Genomic DNA, 14419 nt, shown 5'->3' on the forward strand with positions numbered 1-14419 from the left:
CCTAGAGATAGTGGCGTTGGGTCCGCTTGAGCGCGGCGTAGGTCTCGTGGGCCTTACTGGTGGACTCGAGTTCGGAAACCTCGCTGACCGGCACGTCCCACCACGCCGAGCCGGGCGGGTTCGGTCCGTACAGATCGGTTTCCACGTGGACGACCGTGGTGTGCTCGTTCGCCTTGGCCTGCACGATCGCCGCGGTGAAGTCGTCCACTGTGGACGCACGAAGCACCGTCGCACCGAGGCTTTCGGCGTTGGCGGCCAGGTCCACCGGCAGCTTCCCGCCGTCGAGCTGCCCGGAGTCGCTGCGGTACCGGTACGAGGTGCCGAACCGTTGTGAGCCGAGGGATTCCGAGAGCGAGCCGATGGAGGCGAAGCCGTGGTTCTGCACCACCACGACGATCACCTTGAGCCCCTCGGCGATCATCGTGACCAGCTCCTGGGACATCATCAGGTACGAGCCGTCGCCGACGAGCACGACCACCTCGCGGTCCGGCGCCGCCAGCTTCGTGCCGACCCCGGCGGCCACCTCGTAGCCCATGCACGAGTAGGCGTACTCCACGTTGTAGGCCTTGGGATCCCTTGCGCGCCAAAGCATCTGCAGATCGCCGGGCATCGAGCCGGCCGCGTTGATCACCACGTCGCGGTCGTCGAGGGCGTTGTTGAGCGCGCCCAGGATCTCCGTCTGCGCAGGCAACGGGTGGTGGCCCACGGTGAAGCACGCGTCGACGGTGCGCTGCCATTCGTCGGCCAGCATCCGGGTGCGGGACCGGTAGGCCTCGTCCACCTCCCAGTCGTGCAACGCCGTGTGCAGTGCGGAGATGCCGAGTTTCGCGTCTGCCAGCAGCATTTCCGCCGAGTGCTTCGCCGCGTCGAGCCGTGCCACGTTGAGGTTGGCGAACGTGACGTCCGGGTTGCCGAACACCGTGTGCGAGGCGGTGGTGAAGTCGGAATACCGGGTGCCGATCCCCAGCACGACGTCGGCTTCGGCGGCCAGCGCGTTCGCAGCCGACGTACCGGTGGAGCCGATGCCGCCGACTGCGCAAGGGTGGTCCCACGGCACCGCGCCCTTGCCGGCGTGGGTGTCGGCGACGGGGATGCCGGTGGCTTCGGCGAACTTGCGCAGCTCGTGCTCGGCGCCGGAGTACACGACCCCGCCACCGGCGACGATCAGCGGAGACTTCGCGCCACGCAACAACTCCGCGACCCGGGCCAGTGCCGGTTCCTCCGGCACCGGCCGTCCGATGTGCCAGACGCGGCGGCGGAAGAACTCCTCCGGCCAGTCGAACGCTTCGGCCTGCACGTCCTGCGGCAACGCGAGCGTCACCGCGCCGGTTTCAGCCGGATCGGTGAGCACCCGCATCGCGGCGAGCGCGGCGGGGATCAGCTGCTCGGGTCGGGTGATGCGGTCGAAGTACTTGGACACCGGGCGGAAAGCGTCGTTCACCGACACGTCGCCTGCGCGCGTGTCCTCCAGCTGCTGCAACACCGGATCCGGCGCGCGAGTGGCGAACATGTCGCTCGGCAGCAACAAGACCGGGAGCCGGTTGGTGGTGGCCAGTGCGGCGCCGGTGATCATGTTCGTCGAACCCGGCCCGGTCGAAGCCGTGCACGCGAAGGTCTGCAACCGGTCGCGCATCTTCGCGAACGCGGCTGACGCATGTACCTGGCCCTGCTCGTTGCGGGCGAGGTAGTACGGCATCTCCCGCGGGTACTGCAGCAGCGCCTGGCCGAGCCCGGCGACGTTGCCGTGCCCGAAGATTCCCCACATCGCAGGGATGAACCTTTGCTCCAGTCCGTCGCGCTCGGAGTACTGGTTCGCCAGGAACCGGACGAGCGCCTGCGCCGTGGTCAGTCTCATGGCTTCCTCCCGAACGGCAGCCGCGGATCGACGTCCTGGGACTCCCAGGTCTGGCGCACCCAGCCGTGCGCCGGGTCGTCGCAGATCAGCCAGGCGCGTTCCTGCCCAGGGCCGGCCATCACGTTGAGGTAGTAGAGGTCGTAACCCGGCGCGGCCATCGACGGGCCGTGCCAGCCGTGCGGGATCAGCACCACGTCGCCGCCGCGCACCTCGGCAAGGACTTCGATCGGACGCTCCGCGGTGCCGTAAACGCGCTGGTAGCCCATGCCCTGATCGGCGACTTCGAAGTAGTAGATCTCCTCCAGCTCACTCTCGCCTTCACGCGCTTCGTCGTGCTTGTGCGGCGGGTAGGACGACCAGTTCCCGCCTGGCGTCAGCACTTCGCACACCAGCAGCTGGTCGGCTTCGAAGGTGTCCGGCAGGCAGTAGTTGTTCACCTGGCGGCTGCAGTTCCCGGCACCGCGCAGCTCCGACGGGGTGGCGGCGGCCGGCTGGTAGCGCGCGGACAACTTCTTGCCGGTTTTCGCCGCAGGCAACGCGATGCGTCCGGATCCGGTGAGCGTCGCCTCGGAACCGCTTGGGAGGTAGGCGAAATCGGTGACCGCGTCGAACACGCCCGTGCGGCCGGCCAGCTCGAACTTCTCCCCGTCCACGGCCACCGTGCAGCTGCCGGACAGTGGCAACACGAGCGCCTCGAACCCGCCGGTCGTGACGGTTTCGGTGCCGTCGAGCTCCAGCACACGCAGTCCCGAATAGCCCCAGTTCGCGGACTCGGGGGTGATCACGGTGGAAAACGGTCCGGCCGCGGTGCTGCCCGCGGGGCGATGCAGGTTCATAGCAACCCCACTGCCGTGTCGACTGCCTTGGCGACGTCCCCGTCGCGTGGATACAGCAACGAACGCCCCACCACGAGCCCTTGCACCGTCGGCAGGGAAAGCGCTTTCTGCCAGGAGGCGAACGCCGCGTCCGGGTCCTTGACCTCGCCGCCGAGCAGCACGGCCGGCAGCGTCGACGACGCCAGCACGCGCTCCATCTCCGCGACCACGGGCAGCTTCAGCCAGGTGTAGGCGGAGGTGCGGCCGAGCCCGGAGGCGATGGTGATCGAGCGGATCACCGCGGCCGGCGAGAGGTCGTTGGTGATCTTCCCAGCCGCCCAGTGCGACAGGAACGGCTCGATCATCCCGATCAGCCCGCGTTCGGCCAGTTCGTTGACCGCGTTTGCGGAATCGGCGAGTACGCCGGGAGTGTGCGGGTCGTCGAGCGCGATCCGGGTGAGCATTTTGCCGCCGTCGAACCGCATCCGCCCGATGGTCTCCGCGTCGTAGCCCGCGAACCGGTCGTCGATCTCGAAACTCGACCCGGCCAGCCCGGTGCGGTTCATCGAGCCGAACACCGACTTGTGCTCCAGGGCGCCAAGGAGTAACAGGTCTTCGAGGATGTCGGCGGTGGCGAGCACGCCGGTGACGCCGGGCCGCTCCAGCGCGACGCACAGCCTGTCCAGCAGTTCACCGCGGTCGGCCATCGCCAGCGGATCGTCGCCGACCCTGTTCGCGCCGCGCGCCGGGTGATCCGCCGCGATGATCATCGTTCGGCCGTGCGAGCCGAACAGCGAACCGGGCCGGGTGCGGGCCGCCGCCGCCTCGGCGATCGACTCCGGATGCCGGACCCGTCGCTCGACGATCCTGCTCACTTTGTCAGACACGCTGTGTTTCTCCCAGTTTGCGCAGCACCTGTTCCTCCGTCGGCATCGCGTCCGAGCAGGCGATCTCTCCGGCTACGTAAGCTCCCGCGGCGTTCGCGAAGCGCATGACGCGCTCGGTGTCCCAGTCCGCCAGCAGCCCGTGGCACAGCGCGCCGCCGAACGCGTCGCCCGCGCCGAGGCCGTTGACCACGTCCACGGGTACCGGCGGCACCTCGACCTCGCCGCTGTCGTCCACCGCAAGCACGCCCTTCGGGCCCTGCTTCACGACAGCGAGCCCAACTCCCTTGTCCCGCAACGCTTTCGCGGCCGCACGGGGCTCACGGGTGCCGACCGCGGTGTCGCACTCGTCGAGGTTGCCCACGGCGACGGTGACGTGTTCGAGCGCCTGCTGCATCCAGCCGCGCGCCTCCTCGCGAGAGCTCCAGAACATCGGCCGGTAGTCGAGGTCGAGCACAGTGATGCCGTTGCGGCCCCTGACTTCCAATGCCGCGAGCGTGCTCGACCGGCTCGGCTCCTCGGACAGGCCGGTGCCGGTGACCCAGAAGATCTTCGCCGCCCGTATCGCGTCCAGGTCCAGGTCTTCCGGGTGCAGGTCCAGGTCCGGGGCCTTCGGGAACCGGTAGAAGTAGAGCGGAAAATCGTCCGGCGGGAAGATCTCGCAGAACGTCACCGGGGTCGGCAGGTGCGCGCTGGTTCCGACGAACCGGTCGTCCACGCCGTAACCCTGCAGCGCGCGGCGGATGAACCGGCCGAACGGATCCGCCCCGGTCTTGGTCATCACCGCGCTGCGCAGGCCGTACCGCGCGGCGGCGACCGCGACGTTGGTCGCCGTACCGCCAAGATACTTGCCGAAGGTTTCGACGTCCTCCAGCCCGACCCCCGTCTGCAGCGGATAGATGTCGACCCCGATCCGGCCGACGGTGACGAGGTCGAAACTCGGGCTCACCCGGACCCACCTCCTTGTGCTGGCACCGGTTAGCGCGCTCTACTAGCGCGCTCTAGTACCGGTACTATGGCGGCGGCTACAGCACGATGTCAATACCTTCGATGGGCGGCCGGGTCACCGGTTTTCCGGCCGTGCGCGGCAGTACCGGCGCTGCTCAGACCGGCTGTAGCGCCGAATCCGACGGCGTCGGCGGGCGGAGGTCGGCTTCGGAACCCGGGCCGAGCTGCGTCCACAGCACGACCTCGTCGCCGCGGGTCGAGCCCGCACCGGCCACCGGCGCCTGCGCGACGACCACGCCGGGCTGCGGCGCCGGCTCACCCTCGGGGCCGCGCGGCACCAGTCCCGCGCGGCGCACGATGTCGCAGGCGTCCTCGGCGCCCAAGCCGACTACATCGGGCACCTCGGTCACCGGACGACGTCCGCGCATGCGTCGAGTTTAGATCGCCGCAGCTGGGTAGCGCGTTCACCGAGCGGTGAGTACCGCCGCCAGCTCATCCGGCGCGGTGACCATCACGTCGTGCCCGGATTCGATCTCGGTGACCGGCCAGCCGAACTCCGCCGCCCATGCGCTGAACGGGATCTTCGGATTGGGCACGCAAAGCACCGCGTGACAAGGAATCTGCTCGACCGCGCCGGTGAGTTCGGTCGGTTCGGAGAACGACAGCCGGGGCTGCGGCGTCATCTGCGACTCCACCCAGCGGGCGTCCTCCGGATCGGTCACCCCGACGTGTGCGGCGCGCGGCACGGCGATGACGCCGTCGGTGGTCAGTTTGTCGATCCAGGCACGGAAACCCTCCGGCGCGCGGCTGTCCATCGACTCGCCGTCGCGCCCGACCCAGCCGTCGACCAGCACGATCTCGCGCACCGGCACCCGGTCCGCCGCCTCGCGGACCACGAGACCGCCGTAGCTGTGCCCGACGAGCACCACGTCTTCCAGGCCGGCGAGCAGATCCGCGATCTCCGCGGCGTGCTGCCGGAGCCCGATCTCCGGGCTCAGCTCGTCCGTCCGATCGCCAAGACCGGCCAGGGTCGGCGCGTGCACCTCGTGCCCCTGCGCCCGCAGCTTCGCAGCCACGCGCTCCCAGGCCCAGCCGCCGTGCCAGGCCCCATGCACCAGAACGTAGTTCGTCACGCCTTCACCTTAAGGACTAGCCGCTTTCTGTCGTGTCGGGCAGGAACGCGGTGAGCAGGAGGTGCCGGACGGTCCGGCGGCAGGCCTCGTCGTCGAGCATCGCCGAGTCCGGATCGTCGAGCCGGTGCCAGGCGAACCAGGTGACGGTTTCGGTGATGAACCGCGCCGCCGCCGGCACGTCCGGAACCGCGCGCAGCCCACCCGAGCGGATCCGTCGGGTCAAGTAGTCATCCAGGTCGGCCAGCATTTTCCGGCGGTGCTGCACGAAGTAGACCTGCGCCAGCTCCGGCAGGTCTTGAGCGCACCGCTCGACCAGCGCCAGCAGATGCCGGTTGCCGCCGACGAACTCGTACAACTCGTCGACGATCGCGCCGAACTCCTCGGCGATCGGCACGCGCCGCGGCCCGCTCGCCCCGGTCAGCACCGGCAACCCGCTGCGGGCGGCGCCGGCTTCGATCAAGGCCACGATCTCCTCGGGGGCCGGTGTGGCGACCGGGATCTTCAGCCCGGCGAAGGACTCCGGCTTGGCCAGACGTAGCAAAGCCAGATACAGCAAGGCTTCCTTGCTCTTCGCGTACGTATACACCGCGCCATGGCTCATGCCGAGAGCCGCGGACACGTCGGATATCCCGGCCGCCCGGTACCCCTTGGCCAGAAACACCCGCGCCGCGGCTTCGGCGATCTTCTCCACCGGCTGCGGCGGAACCCGACCTCGCATGTTCCGTAGTATTGATTGACCAACTCGGTCGGTCAAATCCTGGACATGTCCGATCGTCTCGACTCACTAGAGTCGTGAGCATGGACGTGCTCAGCGACGCGATCGCTGCCATGCGCACCGGTAGCCCCCATTCGTCGCGGCAGCAGCTGCGGCCACCGTGGCGGCTGCGGGCGCCCGAGTTCGCCGGCGCGGGTTTTCACGTGGTGCTGCAAGGTTCGCTGACGCTGACCGTCGATGGCCAGCCGGTCCGGCTCGGCCCGGGCGATGTGGCGTTACTGCCGCACGGGGCCGCCCACGAACTGGCCGACACCGCGGCCGGGCCCGCGACTTCGGCCGAGCTGCGCCTGGAACGCGACGGCGAGCCGGCAGAGCAGATCGACCGGAACGCTCCAACCGTCTTGCTGTGCGGGGCGTATCTGCTGAATCGGGTCAGGGTGCATCCGTTGCTCGACGAGCTGCCCGCCGTGATCCACCTGCCGGCCCGGCTGGGGCGCCATCCCTCGCTGCGAGCGGCCATCGACCTGCTGGGCACGGAGATGGCGGAACCAAGGCCTGGCGGGGAAATCGTCGTGCCCGCGTTGTTGGACACGCTGCTGCTCTACATCCTGCGCGCGTGGTACGCCGAACAACCGGCGGCGACCGGCTGGGCTGCGGCGTTGAGCGATCCGGCGGTTTCCGCGGCGCTGCTGGCCATCCACCGCGACCCGGCGCACCCGTGGACCGTCGAGGAACTCGGCACCAGGGCGGGCCTCTCCCGCGCCCCCTTCGCCCGCCGCTTCACGACGATTGCCGGTCAGCCGCCGCTCCGGTACCTGACGTGGTGGCGGATGACGAAGGCGGCGTACCTACTGCGCCGCGGCGACGCGCCCTTGCGGACCATCGCCAAGGAGGTCGGCTACACGTCGGAGTTCGCCTTCGCCAAGGCTTTCAAGCGCGAGTTCGGCACGGCGCCGGGAACCTACCGTGCTTCTACCGTCTTCGAGGAGCCGAGCTGAAACGCCGCGACGTGCTGGATCGCGATTCGACTACTCTCGCGGGCGTGGCCACCCGCTCGGCTTACGACGCTGCCGCCGCAACTTATGCGGAGCTGTTCCGTGACTCGCTGCGTGACAGCCCCCTGGACCGCGCGATGTTGAACGCCTTCGCCGAGGCGGTAGGTCCGAATGGTCCGGTCGCGGACCTGGGCTGCGGGCCCGGCCACGTCACGGCCTATCTGGACGGGCTGGGCGTGGCGGCCTTCGGTGTCGACGCCTCTCCGGCGATGATCAAGCTGGCCCGGGAGGCCTGCCCGAGTCTGCGGTTCGACGTGGGCTCGATGGCCGCGCTGAACATCGCCGACGGCTCACTGGGCGGCGTGCTCTCACGGTGGTCCATCATCCACACGCCGCCGCCAGAGGTCCCCGCCATCCTGGCGGAGTTCCACCGCGTGCTGGCCCCCGGTGGTCACCTCCTCCTCGGCTTTTCCGCAACTGAGGGCGCGGCCCACCTGACGCAGGTCTTCGACCATGCCGTCGCCCCGGCCTACCGGTGGTCGCCCGACCACCTTGCCGCGCTGCTGCGCAAGTCCGGCCTGGCCGAGGTCGCCCGGATGGTCCGAGAGCCCCAGCCCACCGACCGACGCCAGTTCCCGGAGGTCCACCTGCTTGCTAGGAAGGCGCACCTCGTTACCTGAGGGAGGCCGACCGCTCAAGCAGCATCGGTGGGCCGTCCGGGGCCCGAACCCGGAACCTGTGGGTACAAAATCAATGGTGTCGTATGTACCGGGTCCGGTAGGGCCGACTCAGGGCGCCGTCTGCATGCGCTACGCGCGCGGGCGCCCCGTCTGCCGCCTCTTACTCCCACCGGTTCGACTCTTCGCCTCGGGCGTCCCGGGCGCGCCTGTTGTCGGGATACTGATCAGGCTTGCATCGCGGATGCCTGCGTTCCAGCGATTTACGTCGGCGCTGTCTGAGGGGGAAGGGCCTTAGCAACGCGCGGCGACCCGGACCGGCCGCAATTGGTCGCGCGGCCGAGGGTTGCGCCCATTGCAGCTGGGCGACCGGTTCCGGGGGCACTGGGTGAGCATCGCACTTGGCGACGGCCATTCCGGCATTGCGGCGAATAGGCCCGATGGTCCGGGGGCGAGACGTGCCCCGGACATTCCGGCGGACCATGGCTACCCGAGTCACCGATGCCCTACCTGCACGGGAGACCAGCGACATGGCCGGCCACTCGCGGGTGTCGCAGACGACCGACACCTACGTCGGCCGGATCGCGCGAGCCCGCGCTGGTGCTGAACGTCCTGGGCAAAACCGGCACCAAGATCAACCGGCGAACCCGGGTAGCTCCCTGACCTGGGGAAAGAGTGGGCCGCCCGGGGCTCGAACCCGGAACCTATGGATTAAAAGTCCACAGCTCTACCAATTGAGCTAACGGCCCTCACGCGCAGTCTAACGGGCGGCCCCACGCCGGTGTCGTCAGGCCGGGGTGATCACCCCGCCCCAACCGTCACACTGGCCACAGGAACAGTCCACACTGGACTCCCCGCCGCCCCACGACGAGGCCGGCGTCCTGTGACAGCGCCAACACGGCCTCGAGTGCCGGACCCGGCCGCGCACCGAGGTCCTCGTCGCGAGCTGGACGCCTTACGAGCCGCTAGGCACCCGCGCCGTGCGGCGCAGCCAGTACAGGCCGATGATCGGCAGTACGAGCGGGATGAACACGTAACCCTCCCCGTAGACCGACCACACCGTCGCGTCCGGGAAGGCTTCGCGGTCGAAGACGCTCAGGGTGCCGACGACGAGCACCCCCAGCAGCTCCACCGACAGGCAGACCAGCGCGACCCGCCAGGACGTGGCGCCGCGGCGAGCCAGTGCCACGGTGGCCACGATGTAGATCACCGCGGCGAGCGCGGACAGGATGTAGGCCAGCGGGGCCTCGTGAAACTTCGTCGAGATCTGCACGGCCGCGCGCGAAGTGGCGGCGAGGGCGAAGATCCCGTAGACGGCCACCAGGATGCGGCCGGGCCCGGTCGCGGTGTTCTTCGGTTCAGGCACTGGCCCCTCCCCAGATCTCGTGCAGGCGCAGCACCATCACCGGGATCGCGAGGCACGCGATGCCCAGGATCACGGTGCTCGACCGGCTGCGTTCGGCCAGTGCCCACGCGGCGCCGACCGGGATGATCACCAGCGCACCGATCAGGTAGGCGAGGTACGTGACCAGGTTCCCTGGGCGGCCGCCGCCGATCAGCAGCACGACCCCGATCACCAGCTGCGCCACCAGCAGCACCTCGACCACGCCGATGCTGATCAGCAGCGGACGGTCCGGCTCCTTGTTCCGCGCGGCCTGCAGGAAGCTCCAGATCGCCACGGCCAGTGCGCACACCGTCACGGCTATCGCGAAACCAGAGATCACGGCCGAAGTTTAGACGGGAGCGGCGCAGGCCAAGTGCGCCGCTCCCGAACCCATCTTCCCACCGCGAACGTGTGCGGCAGGTGAGCCGCTAGGGCCGCAGGGCTTCGAGGCATTCGCGCAGTTTGCCCTCGACCGGCACCGGCCGCCGCGTCGCGCGGTCGACGAAGACGTGCACGAAATGTCCCTCCGCGACCACCTCCGACCGGTCATGGCGGTGGATGCCGATCTCGTACCGGACGCTGGACCGCCCGAGGTGCGCCACCCGCAGGCCCACCTCCAGTACGTCCGGAAAGGACACCGAGCCGTGGTAGTTGCAGTGCGATTCCACGCACAGCCCGATCACCGGGCTCTGCTCCACGTCCAGCCCGCCGTGTTCGATGAGCCAGGTGTTGATCACCGTGTCCATCACCGAGTAGTGCACGACGTTGTTGACGTGCCCGTAGACGTCGTTGTCCTTCCAACGGGTCGGCACGGTGCGCCAGTGCGGGTAGCTCACCACAGGCTCACCGACCGCCGCAGGATGCCGGCCAGGTCCTCCTCGGTCGGTGTGCGCGGCGCGATCGACAACAGCCGCTGCTGCTTGACCGTGCCCTCGACGAGGCTGTCCACATCGGACTCGCCGTAGCCGACCGCGCCGATCCCGTTGGGGATGCCGATCCGCGACATCAATCGCCGCAGCACTTCGGGCAGGTAGTCGGCGTCGTCGGCAGGGCGCGGCACGTCCGGGCCGAGCAGTTCGGCGACGTGGAGATGCCGCCGCGGCGCCGCCTCGAAGGTGAACCGGAACGCCTCCGGCGCGGTGAGTGACACCGCCATTCCATGTGGCACAAGGGGTTCCTCGGGCGGGTAGCCGTCGGGGACGAAGTCGCGCACCTGCCCGGCGATCGGGTACGCGTTCGCGTGCGGGATGTGCACCCCGGCGTTGCCGAAGCCCATCCCGGCGAAAGTCGCGGCCAGCGAAAGGTTTTCCCGCGCGTGCAGGTCCTCGCCGTCGGCCACCGCGGCGGGCAGCGCGTCCCGCAGCAACGTCAGCGCCCGTTCGGCGAACATGTCGGCGACGGGGTTCGAACCGCAGTAGGGCACCCGCTGTTCGGGCTGCTTGCGCTCGAAATCCGTGTACGGCTTGGCCGTGTAGCTCTCCACGGCGTGACACAGGATGTCCATCCCGCTCGCCGCCGTAACCCCGGCCGGCTGCGTCACGGTCAGGCGGGGATCCACCACGGCCAGCGTCGGCCGCAGTTTCAGGTGGCTGATACCGGTTTTCACCCGCAGCGACAACACATCCAGCACACACACCGTGGTGCTTTCGGACCCCGTACCGGTTGTGGTCGGGACGGCGACGAGCGGCTTCAGCGGAGCACTGGGCGCGCGGCCGCCGCCGACCGGCGGGTTGATGTAGTCCATCAGCTCGCCTTCGTTGCTGGTCAACAGGTTCACCGCCTTCGCGGTGTCGATCGCCGACCCGCCACCGACAGCGACGAACGCGTCCCACGGCCCGCTACCGCGCGCGTACTCGACCGCCTTGGCCATGCTGATGTCGGTCGGCTCGACGTGCACGCCGTCGAAAACCTCTGCCACCAGGCCATATCCGGTCAGTCCGTCGGCGACCCGCTGCGGCCAGCCGGTGGCGGCGACCCCGGGATCGGTCACCACGAGCGCGCGGCGCGCGCCGGTCTGTTTGAGGTCGTAGCCGATTTCGTCGCTGGCGCCCGCTCCGTACTTCAGCGCGGGCGCCCCGTAGGTGAACACCGTTTCTTCGGACACAGCCCGAGCTTAGGCGTATGGGCCTCACTTGACCGGAGTTGTGCACGCTGATTACCTTGATCCATCACGTATCAGCGAGGTTGGACCGTTGCGCGCACGGCGGTCCGGATATTGGTCGACGCCGGTGTGCGGCGCGCGTACACGGTGCCGAGTGACTCTTTTCTCGAACTTCTCGACGCGATCCAGTTCGAACCGTCGATGACGCTCGTCACCGCCAGGCACGAGTCCGCCGCCGCGTTCATGGCCGAGGCGGAGGGCAAACTCCGTGACGTCCCGGCGATCCTGCTCGGCGCGCCGGGGCCCAGCGTGATGAACCTGGCCATCGGCGTGCAGACGGCGCACCAGGACGAGACCCCGATGATCGTGCTGCTGGCCGACCGCCCGTCGAACGACCTGGTGCCGGACATGGAGGAGGGCCCGGACCAGCTCGGCCTGTTCCGCCCGTTCTCGAAGTGGACGGCCCGCGCCGAGACGGCGGCCGAGGTGCCGGAGTTGCTGGTCGAAGCGCTGCAGGAGGTGCGGCGAGGCCGGCGCGGTCCGGCCGTACTGTCGGTGCCGACGGACTTCTGGGTCGCCCCGTTCGACGCGGTGTTGTCGAAGCCGGCGCCGCCGCCGGACCGGAGTGGACAGCTCATCCGGTCGGCCGACGAGGTGGCCGCGCTGCTGGCCGACTCGCGCTACCCGGTGGTGATCGCCGGCAGCCGGGCCCGGAGCGCACGCGCCGAGCTGATCACCGCGGCCGACCAGCTCGGTTTCGCCGTGTACAACGCTTTTCGCCGTCAGGACGCCTTCCCCGAGAACCACGCCCGCTACGCCGGACACCTCGGGATCGGTGTCCCGGCGCGACAGCTGGACGCACTCGACCGCGCCGATCTGGTGCTCGCCGTCGGCACCCGGCTGGACGAGATCACCACGCAGAACTTCCGCTACCCGTCGGCAGGCCAGACCCTGGTGATGATCGGCACTGGGCTCGTCCCGTCCCGCCGCCGCGGGCTGACCTTCCGCATCGACTGCGAGATCGGCCCGTTCCTGCGCGAGCTGTGCGCGGTGGCCGAGCCGCGCACCCGTCGCAGCTCGGCGGCGAACGCGTCCACGCACACGTACATGACCCCGCCGGACACCAGGGAAAGCGTGCTGGTGCACCCGGCCGAGGTGGTGCGGGCGGTGCGTAAGGTGGTGCCGGAGGACACCGTGGTCACGATGGATTCGAGTAGTTTCGCCGGATTCGTGCATCGCTACTGGTGTTTCACCGAACCGCGCACCCAGCTCGGCCCGGCCGATCGGGTGGCGGGCTACGCGGTGCCTGCCGCGGTCGCCGCGAAACTCGCGCAGCCGAAGCGGACCGTGGTCGCCATGGTGGGCGACGGCAGCGTGATGATGACCGGACAGGAACTGGAGACGGCGGTGCGCTACCGGGCGCCGATCATCGTGGTCGTCATCCAGAACGGGCTGTACGGGGACATCGCGGTCCATCAGGCGCGTACGCACGGCAGGTTGTCCGGGGTGGCGCTCAATCCGGTGGATTTCGCGTCCTGGGCGCGTTCTTTCGGCGCCGTCGGTTACACAGTGGAATCGCCGGAGCAACTGGAACCCACGGTCGGCCGAGCGCTGCGCCACCAGCGGCCCAGCGTGATCGACGTGCGCACGGACCCGGACGTCATCAATCCGGATGTGCGGTTGTCCGCGCTGTTCCGTGCCGAGCACGGGGCCGACTGAGATCTGCGTGTGATCTGTGTGTGGCCGGTAAGTCGGGCTCTCGCCTTTCCGTGCGTGCTCGCGTAGGGTCAGTTTTAGCTGCCATTTCCCCCTAAACACGAAATATTGGTATTTCTGTATGCCTGTTGATACTCCCGTCCGTAAACCGAAACCAATCATTTCCGGTACCCGGTCGCTGTCCGAACACGTCCTGGTGAAGGTGTTCGTGCTGCTGCCACTGGTCGCGCTCGTCGCGGCGGTGCCCTTCGCCTGGGGCTGGGGACTGAGCTGGCTCGACATCGGGCTGGGGGCGGCGTTCTTCGTGATCTCCGGGCTGGGGGTGACAGCCGGTTACCACCGCCACTTCACGCACGGCTCGTTCAAGGCGAACCGCCCGCTGCGGGTGGCGCTGGCGATCGCCGGGAACCTGTCCGCGCAAGGCCCGGCCACCACCTGGGTGGCCGACCACCGGCGGCACCACGCCTTCTCCGACAGGGTGGGCGACCCGCACTCGCCGTGGCTGTTCGGCACCGGGCCGAAGGCGCTGGCCAAGGGCTTCTGGCACGCGCACATGGGCTGGCTGTTCGAGCGCGAGGTGACCAACGCCGAGCGGTTCGCCCCGGACCTGCTCGCCGACCGCGACGTGCGCACCGTCGACAAGCTGTTCCCGGTGTGGGTGGCCGCCACGTTCCTGTTGCCCGCCATCGCCGGCGGGCTGATCAGCTGGTCCGTGTGGGGCGGCGTGACGGCGTTCTTCTGGGCCGGGTTCGTCCGGGTCGCCCTGCTGCACCACGTCACGTGGTCGGTCAACTCGATCTGCCACATGATCGGCGAGCGCCCGTTCGCGAGCCGCGACAAGGCCGCGAACTTCTGGCCGCTGGCGGTCTTCTCCTTCGGTGAGTCCTGGCACAACCTGCACCACGCGGACCCGACCTGCGCCAGGCACGGGGTCAAGCGGGGGCAGCTCGACATCACGGCCCGGCTGATCTGGATCTTCGAGAAGCTCGGCTGGGCCTGGCAGGTGCGCTGGCCGACGCCCGCCAGGCTGGACAAGTTGGCGTTCGAGCCCGATCTGTGATGTACTGAACGTGGTCTCAAGATTTTGTGTTCGTGTTTACCCACGCTCGCAAGACCTCGCGGGCGTAGTGGTTTCCCATTCGGGAGAGCAAACCGTCTCGCGGTCGACCTGGGGTATCGAAGCGATGCCCTGTTGA

General features: G+C 69.0%; 15 protein-coding genes and 1 tRNA gene. 4 read left to right on the forward strand and 12 right to left on the reverse strand.

Annotated features, from left to right (window positions below; all coding sequences use genetic code 11):
• Position 1: 1 nt before the first annotated feature.
• From iolD to VHD82_RS28870, 7 genes are all read right to left on the reverse strand, one after another.
• On the reverse strand, positions 2–1855 hold the full coding sequence (gene iolD, locus VHD82_RS28840) for a 3D-(3,5/4)-trihydroxycyclohexane-1,2-dione acylhydrolase (decyclizing) (RefSeq protein ID WP_325710948.1): 1854 nt from the start codon (positions 1853–1855) through the stop codon (positions 2–4).
• Positions 1852–2691: a 5-deoxy-glucuronate isomerase gene (iolB, locus tag VHD82_RS28845; protein WP_325710950.1), complete on the reverse strand. Its 840-nt coding sequence runs from the start codon at positions 2689–2691 to the stop codon at positions 1852–1854. Before iolB ends, iolD begins: the two co-directional genes overlap by 4 nt.
• Positions 2688–3557, reverse strand: coding sequence for a Cgl0159 family (beta/alpha)8-fold protein (locus VHD82_RS28850; RefSeq protein ID WP_325710953.1), 870 nt, complete (start codon positions 3555–3557; stop codon positions 2688–2690). Before VHD82_RS28850 ends, iolB begins: the two co-directional genes overlap by 4 nt.
• Positions 3550–4503, reverse strand: a complete 954-nt coding sequence (iolC, locus tag VHD82_RS28855; RefSeq protein WP_325710956.1) for a 5-dehydro-2-deoxygluconokinase — start codon at positions 4501–4503, stop codon at positions 3550–3552. The genes VHD82_RS28850 and iolC overlap by 8 nt, the downstream gene beginning before the upstream one ends.
• 154 nt (positions 4504–4657) lie before the next feature.
• Entirely contained in the window at positions 4658–4930 is a 273-nt protein-coding gene (locus tag VHD82_RS28860; protein WP_325710959.1) for a PASTA domain-containing protein, read from the reverse strand.
• Between the two features lie 36 nt (positions 4931–4966).
• On the reverse strand, positions 4967–5635 hold the full coding sequence (locus VHD82_RS28865) for an alpha/beta hydrolase (RefSeq protein WP_325710962.1): 669 nt from the start codon (positions 5633–5635) through the stop codon (positions 4967–4969).
• Between the two features lie 16 nt (positions 5636–5651).
• Positions 5652–6353 (reverse strand): helix-turn-helix domain-containing protein, encoded by a 702-nt coding sequence (locus tag VHD82_RS28870; protein ID WP_325710965.1) that lies wholly within the window; start codon positions 6351–6353, stop codon positions 5652–5654.
• Between the two features lie 80 nt (positions 6354–6433).
• Between VHD82_RS28870 and VHD82_RS28875 the strand changes: the two genes are divergently transcribed.
• Positions 6434–7348, forward strand: coding sequence for an AraC family transcriptional regulator (locus VHD82_RS28875; protein ID WP_325710968.1), 915 nt, complete (start codon positions 6434–6436; stop codon positions 7346–7348).
• Between the two features lie 44 nt (positions 7349–7392).
• Entirely contained in the window at positions 7393–8025 is a 633-nt protein-coding gene (locus tag VHD82_RS28880; protein ID WP_325710971.1) for a class I SAM-dependent methyltransferase, read from the forward strand.
• A 673-nt stretch (positions 8026–8698) separates the two neighbouring features.
• Here the strand turns inward: VHD82_RS28880 and VHD82_RS28885 are convergent.
• From VHD82_RS28885 to VHD82_RS28905, 5 genes are all read right to left on the reverse strand, one after another.
• Positions 8699–8771: transfer RNA gene (locus VHD82_RS28885), tRNA-Lys, on the reverse strand.
• A gap of 206 nt (positions 8772–8977) precedes the next feature.
• Entirely contained in the window at positions 8978–9349 is a 372-nt protein-coding gene (locus tag VHD82_RS28890) for a hypothetical protein (RefSeq protein ID WP_325711156.1), read from the reverse strand.
• A 31-nt stretch (positions 9350–9380) separates the two neighbouring features.
• A complete protein-coding gene (locus VHD82_RS28895; RefSeq protein ID WP_325710974.1) occupies positions 9381–9746 on the reverse strand; it encodes a hypothetical protein in 366 nt (121 codons plus the stop codon).
• 88 nt (positions 9747–9834) lie between these two features.
• Positions 9835–10245 (reverse strand): thioesterase family protein, encoded by a 411-nt coding sequence (locus tag VHD82_RS28900; RefSeq protein ID WP_325710977.1) that lies wholly within the window; start codon positions 10243–10245, stop codon positions 9835–9837.
• Positions 10239–11510 (reverse strand): hydroxyacid-oxoacid transhydrogenase, encoded by a 1272-nt coding sequence (locus VHD82_RS28905; RefSeq protein ID WP_325710979.1) that lies wholly within the window; start codon positions 11508–11510, stop codon positions 10239–10241. Before VHD82_RS28905 ends, VHD82_RS28900 begins: the two co-directional genes overlap by 7 nt.
• Positions 11511–11573: 63 nt before the next feature.
• Between VHD82_RS28905 and VHD82_RS28910 the strand changes: the two genes are divergently transcribed.
• Both VHD82_RS28910 and VHD82_RS28915 read left to right on the forward strand, forming a co-directional pair.
• A complete protein-coding gene (locus VHD82_RS28910) occupies positions 11574–13226 on the forward strand; it encodes a thiamine pyrophosphate-binding protein (RefSeq protein WP_325711159.1) in 1653 nt (550 codons plus the stop codon).
• 118 nt (positions 13227–13344) lie between these two features.
• On the forward strand, positions 13345–14283 hold the full coding sequence (locus VHD82_RS28915) for an acyl-CoA desaturase (protein ID WP_325710981.1): 939 nt from the start codon (positions 13345–13347) through the stop codon (positions 14281–14283).
• Positions 14284–14419: the final 136 nt, after the last annotated feature.

The sequence above is a fragment of the Amycolatopsis sp. genome (assembly GCF_035546795.1).
GTDB lineage: Bacteria > Actinomycetota > Actinomycetes > Mycobacteriales > Pseudonocardiaceae > Amycolatopsis_E.

Excerpts from the sequence above, each read along its gene's own strand:
- VHD82_RS28860 (WP_325710959.1), bottom strand. The coding sequence starts at position 4,930 with ATGCGCGGACGTCGTCCGGTGACCGAGGTGCCCGATGTAGTCGGCTTG.
- VHD82_RS28870 (WP_325710965.1), bottom strand. The coding sequence starts at position 6,353 with ATGCGAGGTCGGGTTCCGCCGCAGCCGGTGGAGAAGATCGCCGAAGCC.
- iolB (WP_325710950.1), bottom strand. The coding sequence starts at position 2,691 with ATGAACCTGCATCGCCCCGCGGGCAGCACCGCGGCCGGACCGTTTTCC.
- VHD82_RS28875 (WP_325710968.1), top strand. The coding sequence starts at position 6,434 with ATGGACGTGCTCAGCGACGCGATCGCTGCCATGCGCACCGGTAGCCCC.
- VHD82_RS28915 (WP_325710981.1), top strand. The coding sequence starts at position 13,345 with ATGCCTGTTGATACTCCCGTCCGTAAACCGAAACCAATCATTTCCGGT.
- iolD (WP_325710948.1), bottom strand. The coding sequence starts at position 1,855 with ATGAGACTGACCACGGCGCAGGCGCTCGTCCGGTTCCTGGCGAACCAG.